Genomic DNA, 14,847 nt, shown 5'->3' on the forward strand with positions numbered 1-14,847 from the left:
AGCTATGTGCGGAAGGGATAAGTGCTGAAAGCATCTAAGCATGAAGCCCCCCTCAAGATGAGATTTCCCATAGCGTTAAGCTAGTAAGATCCCTGAAAGATGATCAGGTTGATAGGTTCGAGGTGGAAGCGTGGTGACACGTGGAGCTGACGAATACTAATAGATCGAGGACTTAACCAAATAATATGAAGCAAATGTTATCTAGTTTTGAAGGAATATATTTTTAAAAATTCCTTTTGACATTCTGAAAAGAATGTGTATAATAATAAAAGTCTGGTAATGATGGCAGAGAGGTCACACCCGTTCCCATACCGAACACGGAAGTTAAGCTCTCTAGCGCCGATGGTAGTTGGGACTTTGTCCCTGTGAGAGTAGGACGTTGCCAGGCTGATGTTATTCCGCAGTAGCTCAGTGGTAGAGCTATCGGCTGTTAACCGATCGGTCGTAGGTTCGAGTCCTACCTGCGGAGCCATATGCTTCCATAGCTCAGCTGGTAGAGCACTTCCATGGTAAGGAAGAGGTCACCGGTTCAAGCCCGGTTGGAAGCTTGTGAGAAGTATCAAAACTTTTTGGCCCGTTGGTCAAGTGGTTAAGACACCGCCCTTTCACGGCGGTAACACGGGTTCGAATCCCGTACGGGTCACCACTTTTGGAGGATTAGCTCAGCTGGGAGAGCACCTGCCTTACAAGCAGGGGGTCGGCGGTTCGATCCCGTCATCCTCCACCATATAAATTTCAATGTCGGAGGGGTAGCGAAGTGGCTAAACGCGGCGGACTGTAAATCCGCTCCTTCGGGTTCGGCAGTTCGAATCTGCCCCCCTCCACCATTTAAAAAACAACCTTATAAGGGTTTATTTTTTTGGTGAGAAGAACATACTAGTAAGTATTAATGGGCTATAGCCAAGCGGTAAGGCAACGGACTTTGACTCCGTCATGCGCTGGTTCGAATCCAGCTAGCCCAGCCATTTAAGAGCCATTAGCTCAGTTGGTAGAGCATCTGACTTTTAATCAGAGGGTCGAAGGTTCGAGTCCTTCATGGCTCACCATTTTTTGCGGAAGTAGTTCAGTGGTAGAATACAACCTTGCCAAGGTTGGGGTCGCGGGTTCGAATCCCGTCTTCCGCTCCAACCTGGGGCCTTAGCTCAGCTGGGAGAGCGCCTGCCTTGCACGCAGGAGGTCAGCGGTTCGATCCCGCTAGGCTCCATACAGTTAAAAAAGCTTGAAGTCGAATAATAGACTTCAAGCTTTTTTTTGTTTATATAAATCCATTTTAATTTTTTGACATGTAAGATGCTGCGATGCGTCATAAAACATGACCTACGCTTGCTTTCTCCACTTGTTTTAACCCTTATATGTGGCAGGAAAGGGCCCTGATCACTTCTATGCATGGCCAGATGCTCTCGCCCGCCTAAAAAGAAAGGTATATATTTTTGACGACTCTAACTTTAATATTGAGGATGAAGGGAGTTATTTCATGTGAAGATTATTATTGCGTCCGATTCTTATAAAGAAAGTTTAACGGCATTAGAAGTGTGTGAAGCAGTAGAAAAAGGGTTTCGCTCTATATATCCAGAGGCAGAGTATATAAGAATTCCTATTGCAGATGGCGGGGAAGGGACAGTACAAGCACTTGTTGATGCGGTGCAAGGGAAAATCGTAAAGGTCCCTGTGACAGGCCCATTAGGAAACGTAGTAGAAGGATTTTACGGCCTTTCTGCGGATAAACAGACTGCTTTTATTGAAATGGCAGCGGCTTCTGGTTTACATCATGTTTCACTTGAGAAAAGGAATCCACTTTTAACGACAACAAGAGGGACGGGAGAACTCATTTTACATGCATTAGAACAAGGGGTTCATCGTATTATTTTAGGGCTTGGAGGAAGTGCTACAAACGATGGAGGAGCAGGAATGTTATCTGCGTTAGGTGTACGTTTTTTTGATAGCAGTAATTGTGCTATAGAGCCAAGTGGAGGAAATTTAGATTGTATTACTTATTTTGATATATCACAGTTAGATTCTCGTTTAGCGCATGTTAAAATTGAAGCAGCTTGTGACGTTGCAAATCCTTTAACAGGGGTGACAGGGGCGTCGTTTATATTTGGAAGACAAAAAGGGGCTACAGAGGAGATGGTAGAGCGATTAGACTGTAATTTGAAGCATTATGCTAGGTTAATTAAACAAACCCTTCATGTTGATATTGAATTTGTTCCAGGAGCAGGTGCTGCGGGAGGACTTGGAGCAGCTATTGTTGCTTTTTTACATGGTACGCTCAGAAAAGGGATTGATATTGTACTTGATTACATGAATTTTAATGTTCATCTGCAAGATGCGGATTTAGTGATTACAGGAGAAGGAAGAATTGATGAACAGACAATCTATGGAAAAGCGCCTATAGGAGTAGCAAAACGAGCTAAAGAGTATAATCTTCCTGTTATTGCAATTGCCGGAGCTGTTCATCCGAATCATACCCCTATTTATGAAAAAGGCATTGATGCTGTATTTAGTATTGTTTCAGGAGCAATGACATTAGAAGAAGCATATGAAATGGGAAAAGAAAATATTTATATAACAGCGCGAAATATTGCGGCTGTATGGAAACTAGGATTACAAAAACGTCCCTACTCGTAAGGGGCGCTTTTTTTATCCCGCATTAACGGGCAGTAAGACCCCCACCTCAAGATTCAGAGAGAAGCAAAGAAGATAGGTGGGGGATAACTGCCCGTAAAAGCCCGATTGGGCGGGCTTTCCGTCAGTGGGGATGAAGAAAACCGCCACTGACGGAAGTTTCACTTTATGCATATTTTAGTGAAAAAGTCTTAATGTATTGCTTCTTTGTAATGTATTAAGTGTATATAAATACAAAAAAATGTCGAGTTGAGTCAGATAATATAAAAGATTTAAAATATTTAGTGAAAGCATAAAAGGGGGAATCATCTATGAAGAAAGAAATTTCAATTGTGGGAGTACCGATGGATTTAGGACAAATGCGCCGTGGTGTTGATATGGGTGCGAGCGCGATTCGTTATGCTGGAGTTATTGAAAGAATTGAAAATATAGGATATAACGTAGAAGACTTAGGAGATATATGTATTGAAAGAGAAGTTCAAATAAATGAAAATGAAAAATTACGAAATCTTGAACAAGTTGTAAAAGTATGTCATGAGCTAGCAAGTAAAGTTGATAGCATTATTGAGAAGAAAAGCTTTCCACTTGTATTAGGCGGCGATCATAGCATTGCGATTGGAACGCTTGCTGGTATTGCGAAACATTATAAAAATCTTGGTGTTATTTGGTACGATGCACATGGAGATTTAAATACAGAGGAAACATCTCCATCTGGGAACATTCATGGTATGTCATTAGCTGCAAGTTTAGGACATGGTCATCCGTCACTTGTTAATTTATACGGTGAGTATCCGAAAGTGAAAAAAGAAAATGTAGTTATTATCGGTGCTCGTTCTTTAGATGATGGAGAGAAAGAATTTATTCGTAAAGAGGGTATTAAAGTTTTCACTATGCATGAAATTGATCGCATGGGAATGACAGCGGTTATGGAAGAAACAATCGCATACTTATCACATACAGACGGTGTACATTTATCTTTAGATTTAGATGGCCTTGACCCACATGATGCACCTGGCGTAGGTACACCGGTTGCTGGTGGTTTATCGTATCGTGAAAGTCATTTAGCAATGGAAATGTTAGCTGAATCTGGTATGATTACATCTGCTGAATTTGTAGAAGTAAATCCGATTTTAGATGAAAAAAATAAAACAGCAATTGCAGCTGTAGCGTTAATGGGATCTTTATTTGGTGAAAAGTTGAAATAATTTAAAAAAGCAGCTGAAAAGCTGCTTTTTTTACTTTAAAATAAAAATACAGTGGCATATTATGTTTATCCCGCTATTTGCGGGCAGTAATACTCCCACCTCAAAATTCAGCAAAAACATTGTCCAGTTCCAGAGGCGTGGGCGTCCTGCGATTCTGGGCGAGCCGCTTCCGCTTTTCTAAAGAAGCTAGGTGGGAGATAAACTGCTGGCATGCGCCCGATTGGTGAGGGCCAATAATTAGTGGGGGATGAAGAAGATTCCCACTGATTAAAGTTTCACTTTATAATCTCTTCTTAAAGTCTGACATCTAACGATTACATGTCAGGTTTAGAAATGTGGTTTGAAATTGTGGTTCGTATAATGTATGTTATAATTAATTTGTTGTTGTAAATTACATATAGATGGAGGAAGGGTCAGAATGCCTTTTGGAGATATGAATGTTCTTTTGAAATATCTCAGCACTATAGTAGATATCGCCCTTGTATGGTTTGTTATATATAAATTGATTCTTGTAATCCGTGGTACAAAAGCTGTCCAGCTTTTAAAAGGAATTACAGTAATCATTATTGTTCGTATTTTAAGTAATTTCTTTGAATTGCATACGCTGCAATGGCTTATGGATCAAGCGTTAACTTGGGGATTTTTAGCGATTATTATCATTTTTCAACCAGAGTTAAGACGTGCTCTTGAACAGCTTGGACGGGGAAGTTTATTTTCACGTGGAAGCAATCAAGAGGAAGATGAACATGAGTCAGTGGTAAATGCTGTTGTAAAGGCAACAGAGTATATGGGAAAACGTCGTATTGGTGCACTTATTACAATGGCGAGAGAAACTGGTATGGGGGATTATGTCGAAACAGGAATCCCACTAAATGCAAATATTTCATCAGAGCTATTAATTAATATTTTTATACCGAATACACCGCTACATGACGGGGCAGTGATTATGCAAGGAAATATTATTAGAGCAGCAGCTTGTTATTTACCATTATCAGAAAGCCCATTTATTTCTAAAGAATTAGGAACACGTCATCGTGCGGCAATGGGCGTAAGTGAAGTAACAGATAGTTTAACGATTGTTGTTTCAGAAGAAACGGGACAAATTTCTTTAACAAAAAACGGCGAATTACATCGTGATTTGAAAAGTGAACAATTAAAGGAATTGCTTATGAAAGAATTAGGCGGAAACGTAAAACAGTCTTCTTCATCTTTGTGGAATTGGAGGAGAAAACGTCATGGATAAGTTAATGGATAACCATTGGTTTTTAAGAGGAATTGCATTATTATTAGCAATTATGCTCTACATGTCAACAAACATAGATAAAAATGTATCAGATAATTTTAATCCATCGCCTTTTCCAGTAGGGGATACAACAGAAACAATATCTGGAGTCCCGGTATCTGCATATTATGATGAAGATAAGTATATTGTAAGCGGAATTCCTGAAAAAGTAAGTGTCACGCTTGAAGGACAAAATAATGTTGTGGCGGCTGCTAAAGTAAAACGGCAGTTTGAGGTATTTGTTAATTTGCGTGGTTATACGCCAGGGACATATGAAATCCCTTTAAAATATAGCGGTGTTCCAAGTAATTTACATTTAAAAGTTCAGCCAGCAAAAATACAAGTCACCATTAAAAAGAAAGAAGTAAAATCTTTTCCTGTAGAAGTGAAATATTTAAATGAGAATCAAGTGCAGGCAGGAACAGCTATAGATAAACCGATTGTTAAGCCAAGCACAGTAGAAGTAGCCGGTACAACAGAGCAACTTTCACAAATTGCCCTTGTGCGGGCGTATGTTGATTTGAAAGGTGTTAACAAAACAGTAACAAAAGAAGCAAAAATTGTATTGTATGATAAAGACGGGAATCAGTTAGATTTGAAAACAGGTTCTTCTACTGTCAATGTCACTGTACCAGTTTCATCACCTGAAAAAACAGTTTCCCTAGGCGTCACGAAAACGGGAAGCTTACAAGAAGGTATAACCGTAACGAGTATAAAAGTTGAACCGAGTGAAGTGGAGATTTATGGTTCGAAAGACGTACTTGATAATATTACATCTCTTGAGGGCATCGAAGTGGACTTGAGTAAAATTACAGAGTCAACTACCTTCGATGCCTCTGTTTCTTTACCTAAAGGTGTTACAAAAGCGGCACCTAGCCAAGTGAAAGTGACAGTTGAAGTACAAAAGCAACAGCGAAAAACAATAACTGACATTCCTTTACAGGTGAATGGGTTATCAGATTTATTAACAATGAAATTTTCCGATCCACAAAATGGGAAAATCAGTGTTGATGTTTTTGGGGATGCAAGTGTTATAGAGAAGATGAGCGCAGAACAGATTAAAGCATCAATTAATATAGGAAATATGAGTGCAGGAACACATGACGTTCCGATTCAAATTAGTGGTCCCAATAATGTCACACTAGAATTAAAACAAAAAAATGCGAAGGTAGAGCTTGCAAAGAAGCAAGAAACAGGACATGAAGTGCAAGGACAGCCAGAGCAGCCAACAAATAAAGGAAATGAGCAAGAAAAAAGGAGCGAATAGCAATGGGAAAATATTTTGGTACTGACGGCGTACGAGGCGTTGCGAATGAGGAATTAACGCCTGAATTAGCGTTTAAGATCGGTCGATTTGGTGGCTATGTATTAACAAAAAATACAGAGCGTCCAAAAGTTATTATTGGCCGTGATACACGTGTGTCTGGACATATGTTAGAAGGCGCTTTAGTAGCTGGGCTATTATCAATTGGAGCAGAAGTAATGCGCCTTGGTGTTATTTCTACTCCTGGGGTTGCCTATTTAACGAAAGCGTTAGATGCACAAGCTGGTGTAATGATTTCTGCATCTCATAATCCTGTACAAGATAATGGAATTAAGTTTTTTGGTCCAGATGGTTTTAAACTGACAGACGAGCAAGAAGAAGAAATTGAAGCACTATTAGATAAAGAAGTAGATGAACTTCCGCGCCCTGTTGGTACAGCTTTAGGTCAAGTAAATGACTATTTTGAAGGTGGACAAAAATACTTACAATACATTAAACAAACGGTGGATGAAGATTTCTCTGGCTTACATATTGCGTTAGATTGTGCACATGGTGCAACATCTTCTCTAGCACCATATTTGTTTGCTGATTTAGAAGCTGACATTTCTACAATGGGAACATCGCCAAACGGCATGAATATTAACGATGGTGTAGGTTCTACACATCCAGAAGTATTAGCAGCGTTTGTGAAAGAAAAAGGTGCCGATATTGGTCTAGCATTTGACGGAGATGGTGACCGTTTAATTGCTGTTGACGAAAAGGGAAATGTTGTAGATGGCGATCAAATTATATACATTTGCGCGAAATATATGAACGAATCTGGAAAATTAAAACATAACACAGTTGTTTCAACAGTTATGAGTAATTTAGGCTTCTATAAAGCGGTAGAAGCAAATGGCATTACAAGTAATCAAACAGCTGTTGGTGACCGTTACGTAATGGAAGAAATGAAACGTGGTGGCTATAATCTTGGCGGGGAACAATCTGGTCATATTATTTTCTTAGATTACATTACAACTGGAGATGGTATGTTAAGTGCACTTCAACTTGTAAACATTATGAAAATGACGAAAAAATCATTATCTGAGCTTGCAAGTGAAATGAAAAAGTTCCCTCAATTACTTGTGAATGTTCGCGTAACAGATAAAAAACAAGCATTAGAAAATGAAAAAATTAAAGAAATCATTCGTGTTGTAGAAGAAGAGATGAATGGAGATGGTCGTATTCTTGTTCGTCCTTCTGGTACAGAGCCATTAATTCGTGTTATGGCAGAGGCGCCAACACAAGATCTTTGTGATCAATACGTAAGTCGTATTGTAGAAGTTGTAAAAGCGGAAGTTGGAGCTGAATAATAACCGAATGTTATTAAAAAAGGGGCACATTTGGTGCTCCTTTTGCATATACTTGTTATCTACAATGAAAAAATTTCATTGACGGTTTATTCCATTTGTTATAAGATGATTTTGTTCTTTTTCTCAGCAAAATAGGTTGAAGTAAGAAGCGCCAGAACTACCTGCGATGTAGTTGACGAGGAGGAGTTTATCGAGATTTCGGCGGATGGCTCCCGGTTGTTCATCACAACCGAAAGCTTTTACTTAAAGCACTGAGGTAACTCAATGGACAAAGGTGAAAGTGTGATGAGAGAAAAAGAACGGATTACACTAGCAGTATGAAGTATACAGGCTGAAACTAAAATGAGAGGAAGGTGAAAGCCGTTACAAGCTTACAAAGCTAGCGATATATAAATCCGTTTTTGGTATACAAAAATAAGATCAGGCTATGTCGTTATATGTTTATGAAAGAGCATAAGCATATTGTAACGGCGACTAATTATGTGTGGAATCGTAGGATTTATTGGGGAACAAGATGCAAAGGAAATTTTATTAAAAGGGTTAGAGAAGTTAGAATACCGCGGATATGATTCAGCTGGTATTGCAGTGCAAGCAGCGAACGGTGTTGTTGTATTTAAAGAAAAAGGCCGCATTGCAAAACTTCGCGAAATCGTGGATGAAAATGTAGCAGCTAACGTGGGAATCGGTCATACACGTTGGGCAACTCATGGCGTTCCAAGTCAGGTGAACGCACATCCGCATCAAAGTACTTCAGAGCGCTTTACCCTTGTGCATAACGGTGTAATTGAAAACTATGAGTTATTAAAGAATGAATATCTTCAAGATGTAAACTTTGTAAGTGAAACAGATACAGAAGTAATCGTTCAGCTTGTAGAAAAACAAGTGAAAACAGGTTTGACGGTAGAAGAAGCATTCCGTAAAACATTAACACTATTACACGGTTCATATGCATTAGCATTACTTGATGCAGAAAACCCAGACATGATTTATGTTGCTAAAAACAAAAGCCCACTATTAGTGGGTACTGGAGATAACTTTAATGTTGTTGCAAGTGATGCGATGGCAATGCTACAAGTTACAGATCAATTTATCGAACTAATGGATAAAGAAATGGTTCTTGTAACAAAAGAAAAGATTACAATTCAAAATTTACAAGGTGAAACGATTGATCGTGCACCATATACAGCAGAATTAGATGCAAGTGACATTGAAAAAGGAACATATCCTCATTTCATGCTAAAAGAAATCGATGAGCAACCACTTGTAATTCGTAATATTATTCAAAAGTATCAAAATGAAGCTGGTGAGATCGAACTTGATGCAGAAATTCGCAATGCAATTTTAGAAAGCGATCGTGTGTATATCATCGCGTGCGGAACAAGTTATCATGCAGGTCTTGTTGGAAAACAATTCATGGAACGTTTTGCAAAGGTACCAGTAGAAGTACATGTAGCAAGTGAATTCTCTTACAACATGCCATTATTAACAGAAAAACCATTCTTCATTTACATTTCACAAAGTGGTGAAACTGCAGATAGCCGCGCAGTACTTGTGCAAACAAATGAAATGGGACATAAAGCATTAACAATTACAAACGTACCAGGCTCTACACTATCTCGTGAAGCGAATTACACATTGCCATTACATGCTGGCCCTGAAATTGCTGTAGCTTCTACGAAAGCATATACAGCACAGCTTGCAGTACTTGCAATCTTAGCAGCTGACATTGCAAAAGCAAAAGGTTTAACAATTGGTTTTGATTTAATCAAAGAACTAGGTCTTGTTGCAAACGCAATGGAAGTACTTTGCGATCAAAAAGATGAAATGGATGCAATTGCAAAAGAATACTTAGCAACAACACGTAACTGTTTCTTCATTGGCCGCAGCGTTGACTTCTACGTAGGTTTAGAAGGTGCATTAAAGCTAAAAGAAATCTCTTACATCCAAGCAGAGGGCTTTGCTGGAGGAGAGTTAAAACACGGTACAATCGCGTTAATTGAAAAAGGTACACCAGTTATCGCACTTGCGACGCAAGAGCACGTAAACCTTGGAATTCGCGGTAACGTAAAAGAAGTAGCAGCACGCGGAGCAAACCCTTGCATTATCGCAATGAAAGGCTTAGAAATGGAAGGCGACCGCTTCATCGTACCAGCTGTACACGAGGCACTAGCGCCGCTTGCAGTAGTAGTTCCATTACAGTTAATCTCATACTATGCAGCACTTCACCGCGAGTGTGACGTTGATAAACCACGTAACTTGGCTAAGTCGGTGACTGTTGAGTAAGAGTTTATAGATTTGGAACAAGCTGTGTAGATTTAAAATAAAGTCGCGATGTTTATAAAAAAGTTGCGAAGCTTTACCCCTTTGGATATGATTATCTGAAGGGGTGTTTTTGTGCCGAAAAGAAAAGAACATCTAAAATCGATAAGTGGATTAAAGAGGGTAGAGGAATGGGTAGTGGGGCAGATTATCAGCCTTGGCTTAAAATTTAAGATGTTTCCTCATTAGGGAGGGCGGTCAAAAAGATTAAAAGGTATAAAGAACGCCAGACAACATGAGTTTTTATCGGATTTGGAACGGAACTACTTTTATTTAACTGAATTTTTAGATTTTATTTTAGGTATTCGTGAACAATTTCCTTTATTACCAAGAAGAGACGATTGTCATTGCTGAAGAGCTTGGGATTAAACACCCAGCTGATCCAATTGTTATGACAACGGACTTTTTATTAACAGTTGATAAAGGACAAGGTGTATTTGAAGTCGCTCATACTATCAAAATGAAAGATAAACTGTTAGAAGAACGTGTGTTAGAGAAGTTTGAAATTGAACGGGAAAATCGCTCTTTGTCGATGTTAATATTATCATTGTTTGAAATTCGTGAATGGAAAACTATTTATGATCGACTGCTTATAAATCTTGTGAATGATAGTGGAACTTGGACAAGTAAGTCATTGAAAAGCATTGAAGGTCAAGGTATTACAGTGGTGAAAGCTAAACACAGTTCTAAAGGGGTTCAGCATAGGGCAGAGGTTTTATTGAACCTAGACATTACGAGGGGGGTTATTAGTGAAAATGAATGAAAAAACATATCTAAGTATAGAAGAGATTATTTCATTACCAACCTTATCAGGTACAAACATAAGTGATGATGGCAAAAACGTAGCATTTGTCAAGAAGACGGCTAACTGGAAAGACAATAAATATAGGAATCATGTATGGATATATGAAAAAGATAAGGGGCAGAGTTACCCATTAACAACTAGGGATATAGATAGTACATACCCATTATGGTCTCCAGATTCTAGGAATATCGCATACCTTAGCCCGGTTGGTGACGGGGATAATAAGAAAAATCAGATCTTTGTTAATTCAATAGATGGTTATAGTGGGGTTCAAATTACTGATGAAAAAGAAGGGGTCAGTAAATTTAAATGGGAGCCTACTGGAAAGGGTTTTTATTATGTTGCACAGTCAAAAGAATCTGAGGTGATAAAGAAACGTAAGGAACTATATGGAAATTTCCATCATATAGGTAAGGAATACCAGAATAATTGTTTATATTACATTGAAATAGAAAAAGTAATACAAAATGATAAATATGAACACGAAAATAGCGTTGTTTATCAACTAACTGATGGGAAGGATTTTCATATCCATGAATTTGATATTTCAAATGATGGGAAAAAGCTTGTATTTATGGCTACACCAAGCCCAAATATGAGAGATTATATTAATGGAGATCTATACATACTAGATATTAAAGCTGGAGAGCTACAAAAGATGAATATAGATAAGTTGTTGGGAGGGAGCGTTTGCTTTTCTCCTGAAGGCAGCAAAATATGTTACTCAGCAAGTATAAGGGAGAAGGATTACTATAAGACCCATATACAAGATAGTACATTAGAGATATATGATATTAATAATGGAGAGCTAATTCAACCTTTAACAGATTTTGATAGTACGGTTATTCCATTACGGTGGACAGCTAAAGGAATTTTAATTAGATGGCAGAATAAAACTAATTATCTTATTGGGTTGCTATCTGAGGATGGCACTGTGGAAATATTAAGTGAAAAAGTAGATAGCTTTATAATGGATGCTTCTATAACAAGGGATGGAAATCATATATCCTATAATAAGGCTATAACAAATGAAACCTTTGAAATCTATTTAGACGATAAAAAAATAACGAATGAAAATAGCTTTTTCAAAGGAAAGCTTAAAAGTAACAGGGAAATAATTTCATGGCAAAGTAGTGATGGTCTTGAAATAGAGGGTGTTTTATCAACCCCAGTAGAGTTTGATGCAAATAAAAAATATCCCTTATTAGTGGTAATCCATGGTGGTCCGGCTTGGGCATCCTTTCCAATATTTTCAGACTGTTTTAATGAGAAATATCCTATTGAACAGTTTATCGAAAAAGGCTTTATAGTTCTAGAGCCAAACTACAGGGGAAGTTCTGGTTATGGTAATGAATTCTTAAAAGCAAACTATAGAAAACTGGGAATTGCTGACTACGATGATGTTATATCTGGAGTGGATAAACTAGTTGACAAAGGGATAGCAGATAAAGATAGAGTAGGGGTTATGGGATGGAGCAACGGGGGATATATATCAGCTTTCTGTTCTACGTTTAGTAGTAGATTTAAAGCTATTTCAGTTGGAGGTGGAATTACTAATTGGAGTACCCATTATGTAAATACAGATATACCTTACTTTATTAGGATGTATTTAGGAAATAATCCATGGAATGATCCAGAGATATATACTAAAACATCAGTAATGACATATATTAAATCAGCCTGTACTCCCACTTTAATCCAACATGGCGAAAAGGATGCAAGAATTCCAACTCCAAATGCATATGACCTATATCAAGGGTTAAAGGATATGGAAGTTGATACAGAATTAATTATATTTAAAGGAATGGCATATAGTTCTGACCAGCCAGGAATTAATGTAGCTATTATGAAGCAGAATTTGATGTGGTTTTCACACTATATTCTTGGAGAAAGTATGAAAGATTTTAGGGTTTTATAATGGATATCCTCACAGGATACATAAGGAAGCTTTTTTTTCTTATTTAGCCTGTGATTGTAGCTCTATGATTTCCATGTGAATTTCCACTGTATAATACTCTAGCAACTAGATTGACTTACAATTGTATAGCAACGTTATGGCATTAAGCTCCCTGTACCAGAATAAAAACAAACAGACAGCATGAATTTCTGTCGGATTTAGAACGCAATTATTTTTATTTAACTGAGTATTCGAATTATATTATTGCTGGCCGCAGAACAGATTTCGAAAAAATAGAGAAACTACATATGCAGTAAGGCTTGAAATGAAAAGAGATAAAGCAATTGAACTATTACACTATGATAATTTATATGATTTCACTTTGGATATTATCAGAAATAATTCTTATTGATGACTTAAAGCAGAGTCACAGGTTAATTACAGCTCATGAATCGGGAGTAAAAATAAGGTTGCAAAAATTTTAAAATATAACAACGTAGGTTTAAGAGTATTTGAAAAAACAATCGACCGAATAGAACGAATGATGAGAGGGATGGGAAAATGAGCGATACAAGGACCAAATTGATGATGGATTTGCAAAGAATTGAGAAGGATGAGTATCAGTTACGCGAAGGTGAGCAGCATCAAGATTTCCTACCTTTGTTACTTCAATATATTGGCGATCCTCAGCCAGAATTACGGGATAACCTGATTTATCCGATGTTTTATATGTGGATTAAGGAAGAGAATAGGTTCAGTGAAGAGGAGTTGCGTAGCCTCTTAACTGTTCTGACTGATGAGAACCATTTGTTCTATAATATTGGCAGCGAGGATGATCAGTCAGTTTTTACAAGGACGTTCTCTGCCTTGCCTATCGTTTTGATTGTGCAACGCCATAGACAGAATCCATTTCTCAATCAAGCGGAAATTGAGCAATTAATGCATGCAATGCTCCGTTATTATAAAGAGGAGAAGGATCTGCGAGGTTACCTTTCAGTAGGAGGCTGGGCTCACAGCGCGTCTCACGGTGCGGATGTTTTTGTCGAGCTGGTGCAGTGCGAGGAGAGCAGCGTTGTAATGCTGCGTGAGGTTCTTGTCGCTATTTCTGGCATGCTTCATAATGGTAGACACATTTTTAGCGATGAGGATGATGAGCGGTTGGTCAACATCGTGGATACGATGATTGACAAAGAGTTACTTTCACATCAAGAAATCGCTGATTGGATTAGCGGCTTAGCGGAATGCTGCAATTTGCCGAGAAGTCGCAGTCAGGTGATTGCTCGCGTGAACAGCAAGAATTTTTTACGCAGTCTCTATTTCAGAAGGGGACAAGATAGCCGAGGGAATGAGCTTAACACTGTCATGCTTGGTACTGAGGCAAAATTGAACAGGTTTTCTATCAGTTAAAGGATTAGAGGGATTGCCCCTTTTTATGTCAAGAAAAACAAATGGAGGACATATTATAGAAATGATCAAACTTTTTTATAAAAGAATGATTCAATAAAATATATTAAGAGCGTGTTTTGATTAATCTTTTTTCAAAACACGCTCTTTCTTTTTGCTTGTTTATCAAGGCTATTAGTATTAATTTGATCAATCTTTATTCTAAAGCTACATGTGGATTTGAAATAAAGTCACAATGTCTCCCCCCTTTAGATATGATTATCTAAAGGGGTATTTTTTATGGTAAAAAGGAAAAGAATATCTGAAATAAAAAAGTACTATTGTAGATTTAAAACAAAGTTTAACCGTTTGTAATAAAATTACCTCGTTTATAAAAAGGTTAATCAAAATATTGGTTTGTACAATGAAGTTGTTTAAAAATATCAAATATGTTGTTTCATTAAAGGGCCAGATTGTGGAAGAGTGAGCTTATAGATGATATGGATATTTTTTGAGGAATACACATTTAAACTAACTAAAGTTTTTTTAAAAACGTTTTACTCTCTATTAAGTGCGGAGAAATATACCACAAGTAACGGCAAACCAAAGCCTTAACCCTTGCAAGAAGCTGAGTTAAGGCTTTAGTTTTTGTGTATTCTTAGGGCCTAGTGGAAGGACTTATTACTTTTTTATTAGCTTTAAATAGTTTATAATT

8 protein-coding genes, 9 tRNA genes, 2 rRNA genes and 2 pseudogenes are annotated in these 14,847 nt (G+C 37.8%); all 21 read left to right on the forward strand.

Annotation, left to right across the window (positions count from 1 at the left end; genetic code table 11):
• Window positions 1-180: ribosomal RNA gene (locus tag WAZ07_RS20100) — 23S ribosomal RNA — on the forward strand; the annotation flags it as partial.
• A gap of 92 nt (window positions 181-272) precedes the next feature.
• Window positions 273-388, forward strand: a 5S ribosomal RNA gene (gene rrf / locus WAZ07_RS20105).
• A gap of 9 nt (window positions 389-397) precedes the next feature.
• A tRNA-Asn gene (locus WAZ07_RS20110) sits at window positions 398-472 on the forward strand.
• A gap of 3 nt (window positions 473-475) precedes the next feature.
• Window positions 476-548, forward strand: a tRNA-Thr gene (locus WAZ07_RS20115).
• A 23-nt stretch (window positions 549-571) separates the two neighbouring features.
• Window positions 572-646, forward strand: a tRNA-Glu gene (locus WAZ07_RS20120).
• A 5-nt stretch (window positions 647-651) separates the two neighbouring features.
• A tRNA-Val gene (locus WAZ07_RS20125) sits at window positions 652-727 on the forward strand.
• Between the two features lie 16 nt (window positions 728-743).
• Window positions 744-827: transfer RNA gene (locus WAZ07_RS20130), tRNA-Tyr, on the forward strand.
• A 63-nt stretch (window positions 828-890) separates the two neighbouring features.
• A tRNA-Gln gene (locus WAZ07_RS20135) sits at window positions 891-965 on the forward strand.
• 5 nt (window positions 966-970) lie between these two features.
• Window positions 971-1,046 (forward strand) — tRNA-Lys (locus tag WAZ07_RS20140).
• Between the two features lie 6 nt (window positions 1,047-1,052).
• Window positions 1,053-1,127 (forward strand) — tRNA-Gly (locus WAZ07_RS20145).
• Window positions 1,128-1,131: 4 nt separating this feature from the next.
• Window positions 1,132-1,204 (forward strand) — tRNA-Ala (locus tag WAZ07_RS20150).
• Window positions 1,205-1,476: 272 nt separating this feature from the next.
• A complete protein-coding gene (locus WAZ07_RS20155) occupies window positions 1,477-2,628 on the forward strand; it encodes a glycerate kinase (protein ID WP_336473861.1) in 1,152 nt (383 codons plus the stop codon).
• Window positions 2,629-2,936: 308 nt separating this feature from the next.
• Window positions 2,937-3,830 carry an arginase gene (gene rocF / locus WAZ07_RS20160; RefSeq protein WP_336473862.1) on the forward strand — a complete coding sequence of 298 codons (894 nt, stop codon included), beginning with the start codon at window positions 2,937-2,939 and terminating at the stop codon, window positions 3,828-3,830.
• Window positions 3,831-4,248: 418 nt separating this feature from the next.
• Entirely contained in the window at window positions 4,249-5,073 is an 825-nt protein-coding gene (gene cdaA / locus WAZ07_RS20165) for a diadenylate cyclase CdaA (protein WP_090917155.1), read from the forward strand.
• Window positions 5,066-6,379, forward strand: coding sequence for a CdaR family protein (locus WAZ07_RS20170; RefSeq protein WP_336473863.1), 1,314 nt, complete (start codon window positions 5,066-5,068; stop codon window positions 6,377-6,379). The genes cdaA and WAZ07_RS20170 overlap by 8 nt, the downstream gene beginning before the upstream one ends.
• 2 nt (window positions 6,380-6,381) lie before the next feature.
• On the forward strand, window positions 6,382-7,728 hold the full coding sequence (glmM, locus tag WAZ07_RS20175; RefSeq protein ID WP_336473864.1) for a phosphoglucosamine mutase: 1,347 nt from the start codon (window positions 6,382-6,384) through the stop codon (window positions 7,726-7,728).
• Window positions 7,729-8,208: 480 nt separating this feature from the next.
• The gene (glmS, locus tag WAZ07_RS20180) at window positions 8,209-10,011 is read left to right on the forward strand and encodes a glutamine--fructose-6-phosphate transaminase (isomerizing) (protein ID WP_336473865.1); all 1,803 of its coding nucleotides are present in this window, start codon (window positions 8,209-8,211) and stop codon (window positions 10,009-10,011) included.
• A gap of 167 nt (window positions 10,012-10,178) precedes the next feature.
• Window positions 10,179-10,564: pseudogene (locus WAZ07_RS20185) on the forward strand (TnsA endonuclease N-terminal domain-containing protein); the annotation flags it as partial.
• A 42-nt stretch (window positions 10,565-10,606) separates the two neighbouring features.
• Window positions 10,607-10,810 (forward strand): annotated as a pseudogene (locus tag WAZ07_RS26310) (hypothetical protein); the annotation flags it as partial.
• Window positions 10,797-12,770, forward strand: coding sequence for a S9 family peptidase (locus WAZ07_RS20190; RefSeq protein WP_336473866.1), 1,974 nt, complete (start codon window positions 10,797-10,799; stop codon window positions 12,768-12,770). The pseudogene WAZ07_RS26310 and the gene WAZ07_RS20190, both read left to right, overlap by 14 nt.
• 540 nt (window positions 12,771-13,310) lie before the next feature.
• Window positions 13,311-14,156, forward strand: a complete 846-nt coding sequence (locus WAZ07_RS20200; RefSeq protein WP_336473867.1) for a DUF2785 domain-containing protein — start codon at window positions 13,311-13,313, stop codon at window positions 14,154-14,156.
• Window positions 14,157-14,847: the final 691 nt, after the last annotated feature.

It is taken from the genome of Bacillus bruguierae (assembly GCF_037104725.1).
Classification (GTDB): domain Bacteria; phylum Bacillota; class Bacilli; order Bacillales; family Bacillaceae_G; genus Bacillus_A; species Bacillus_A bruguierae.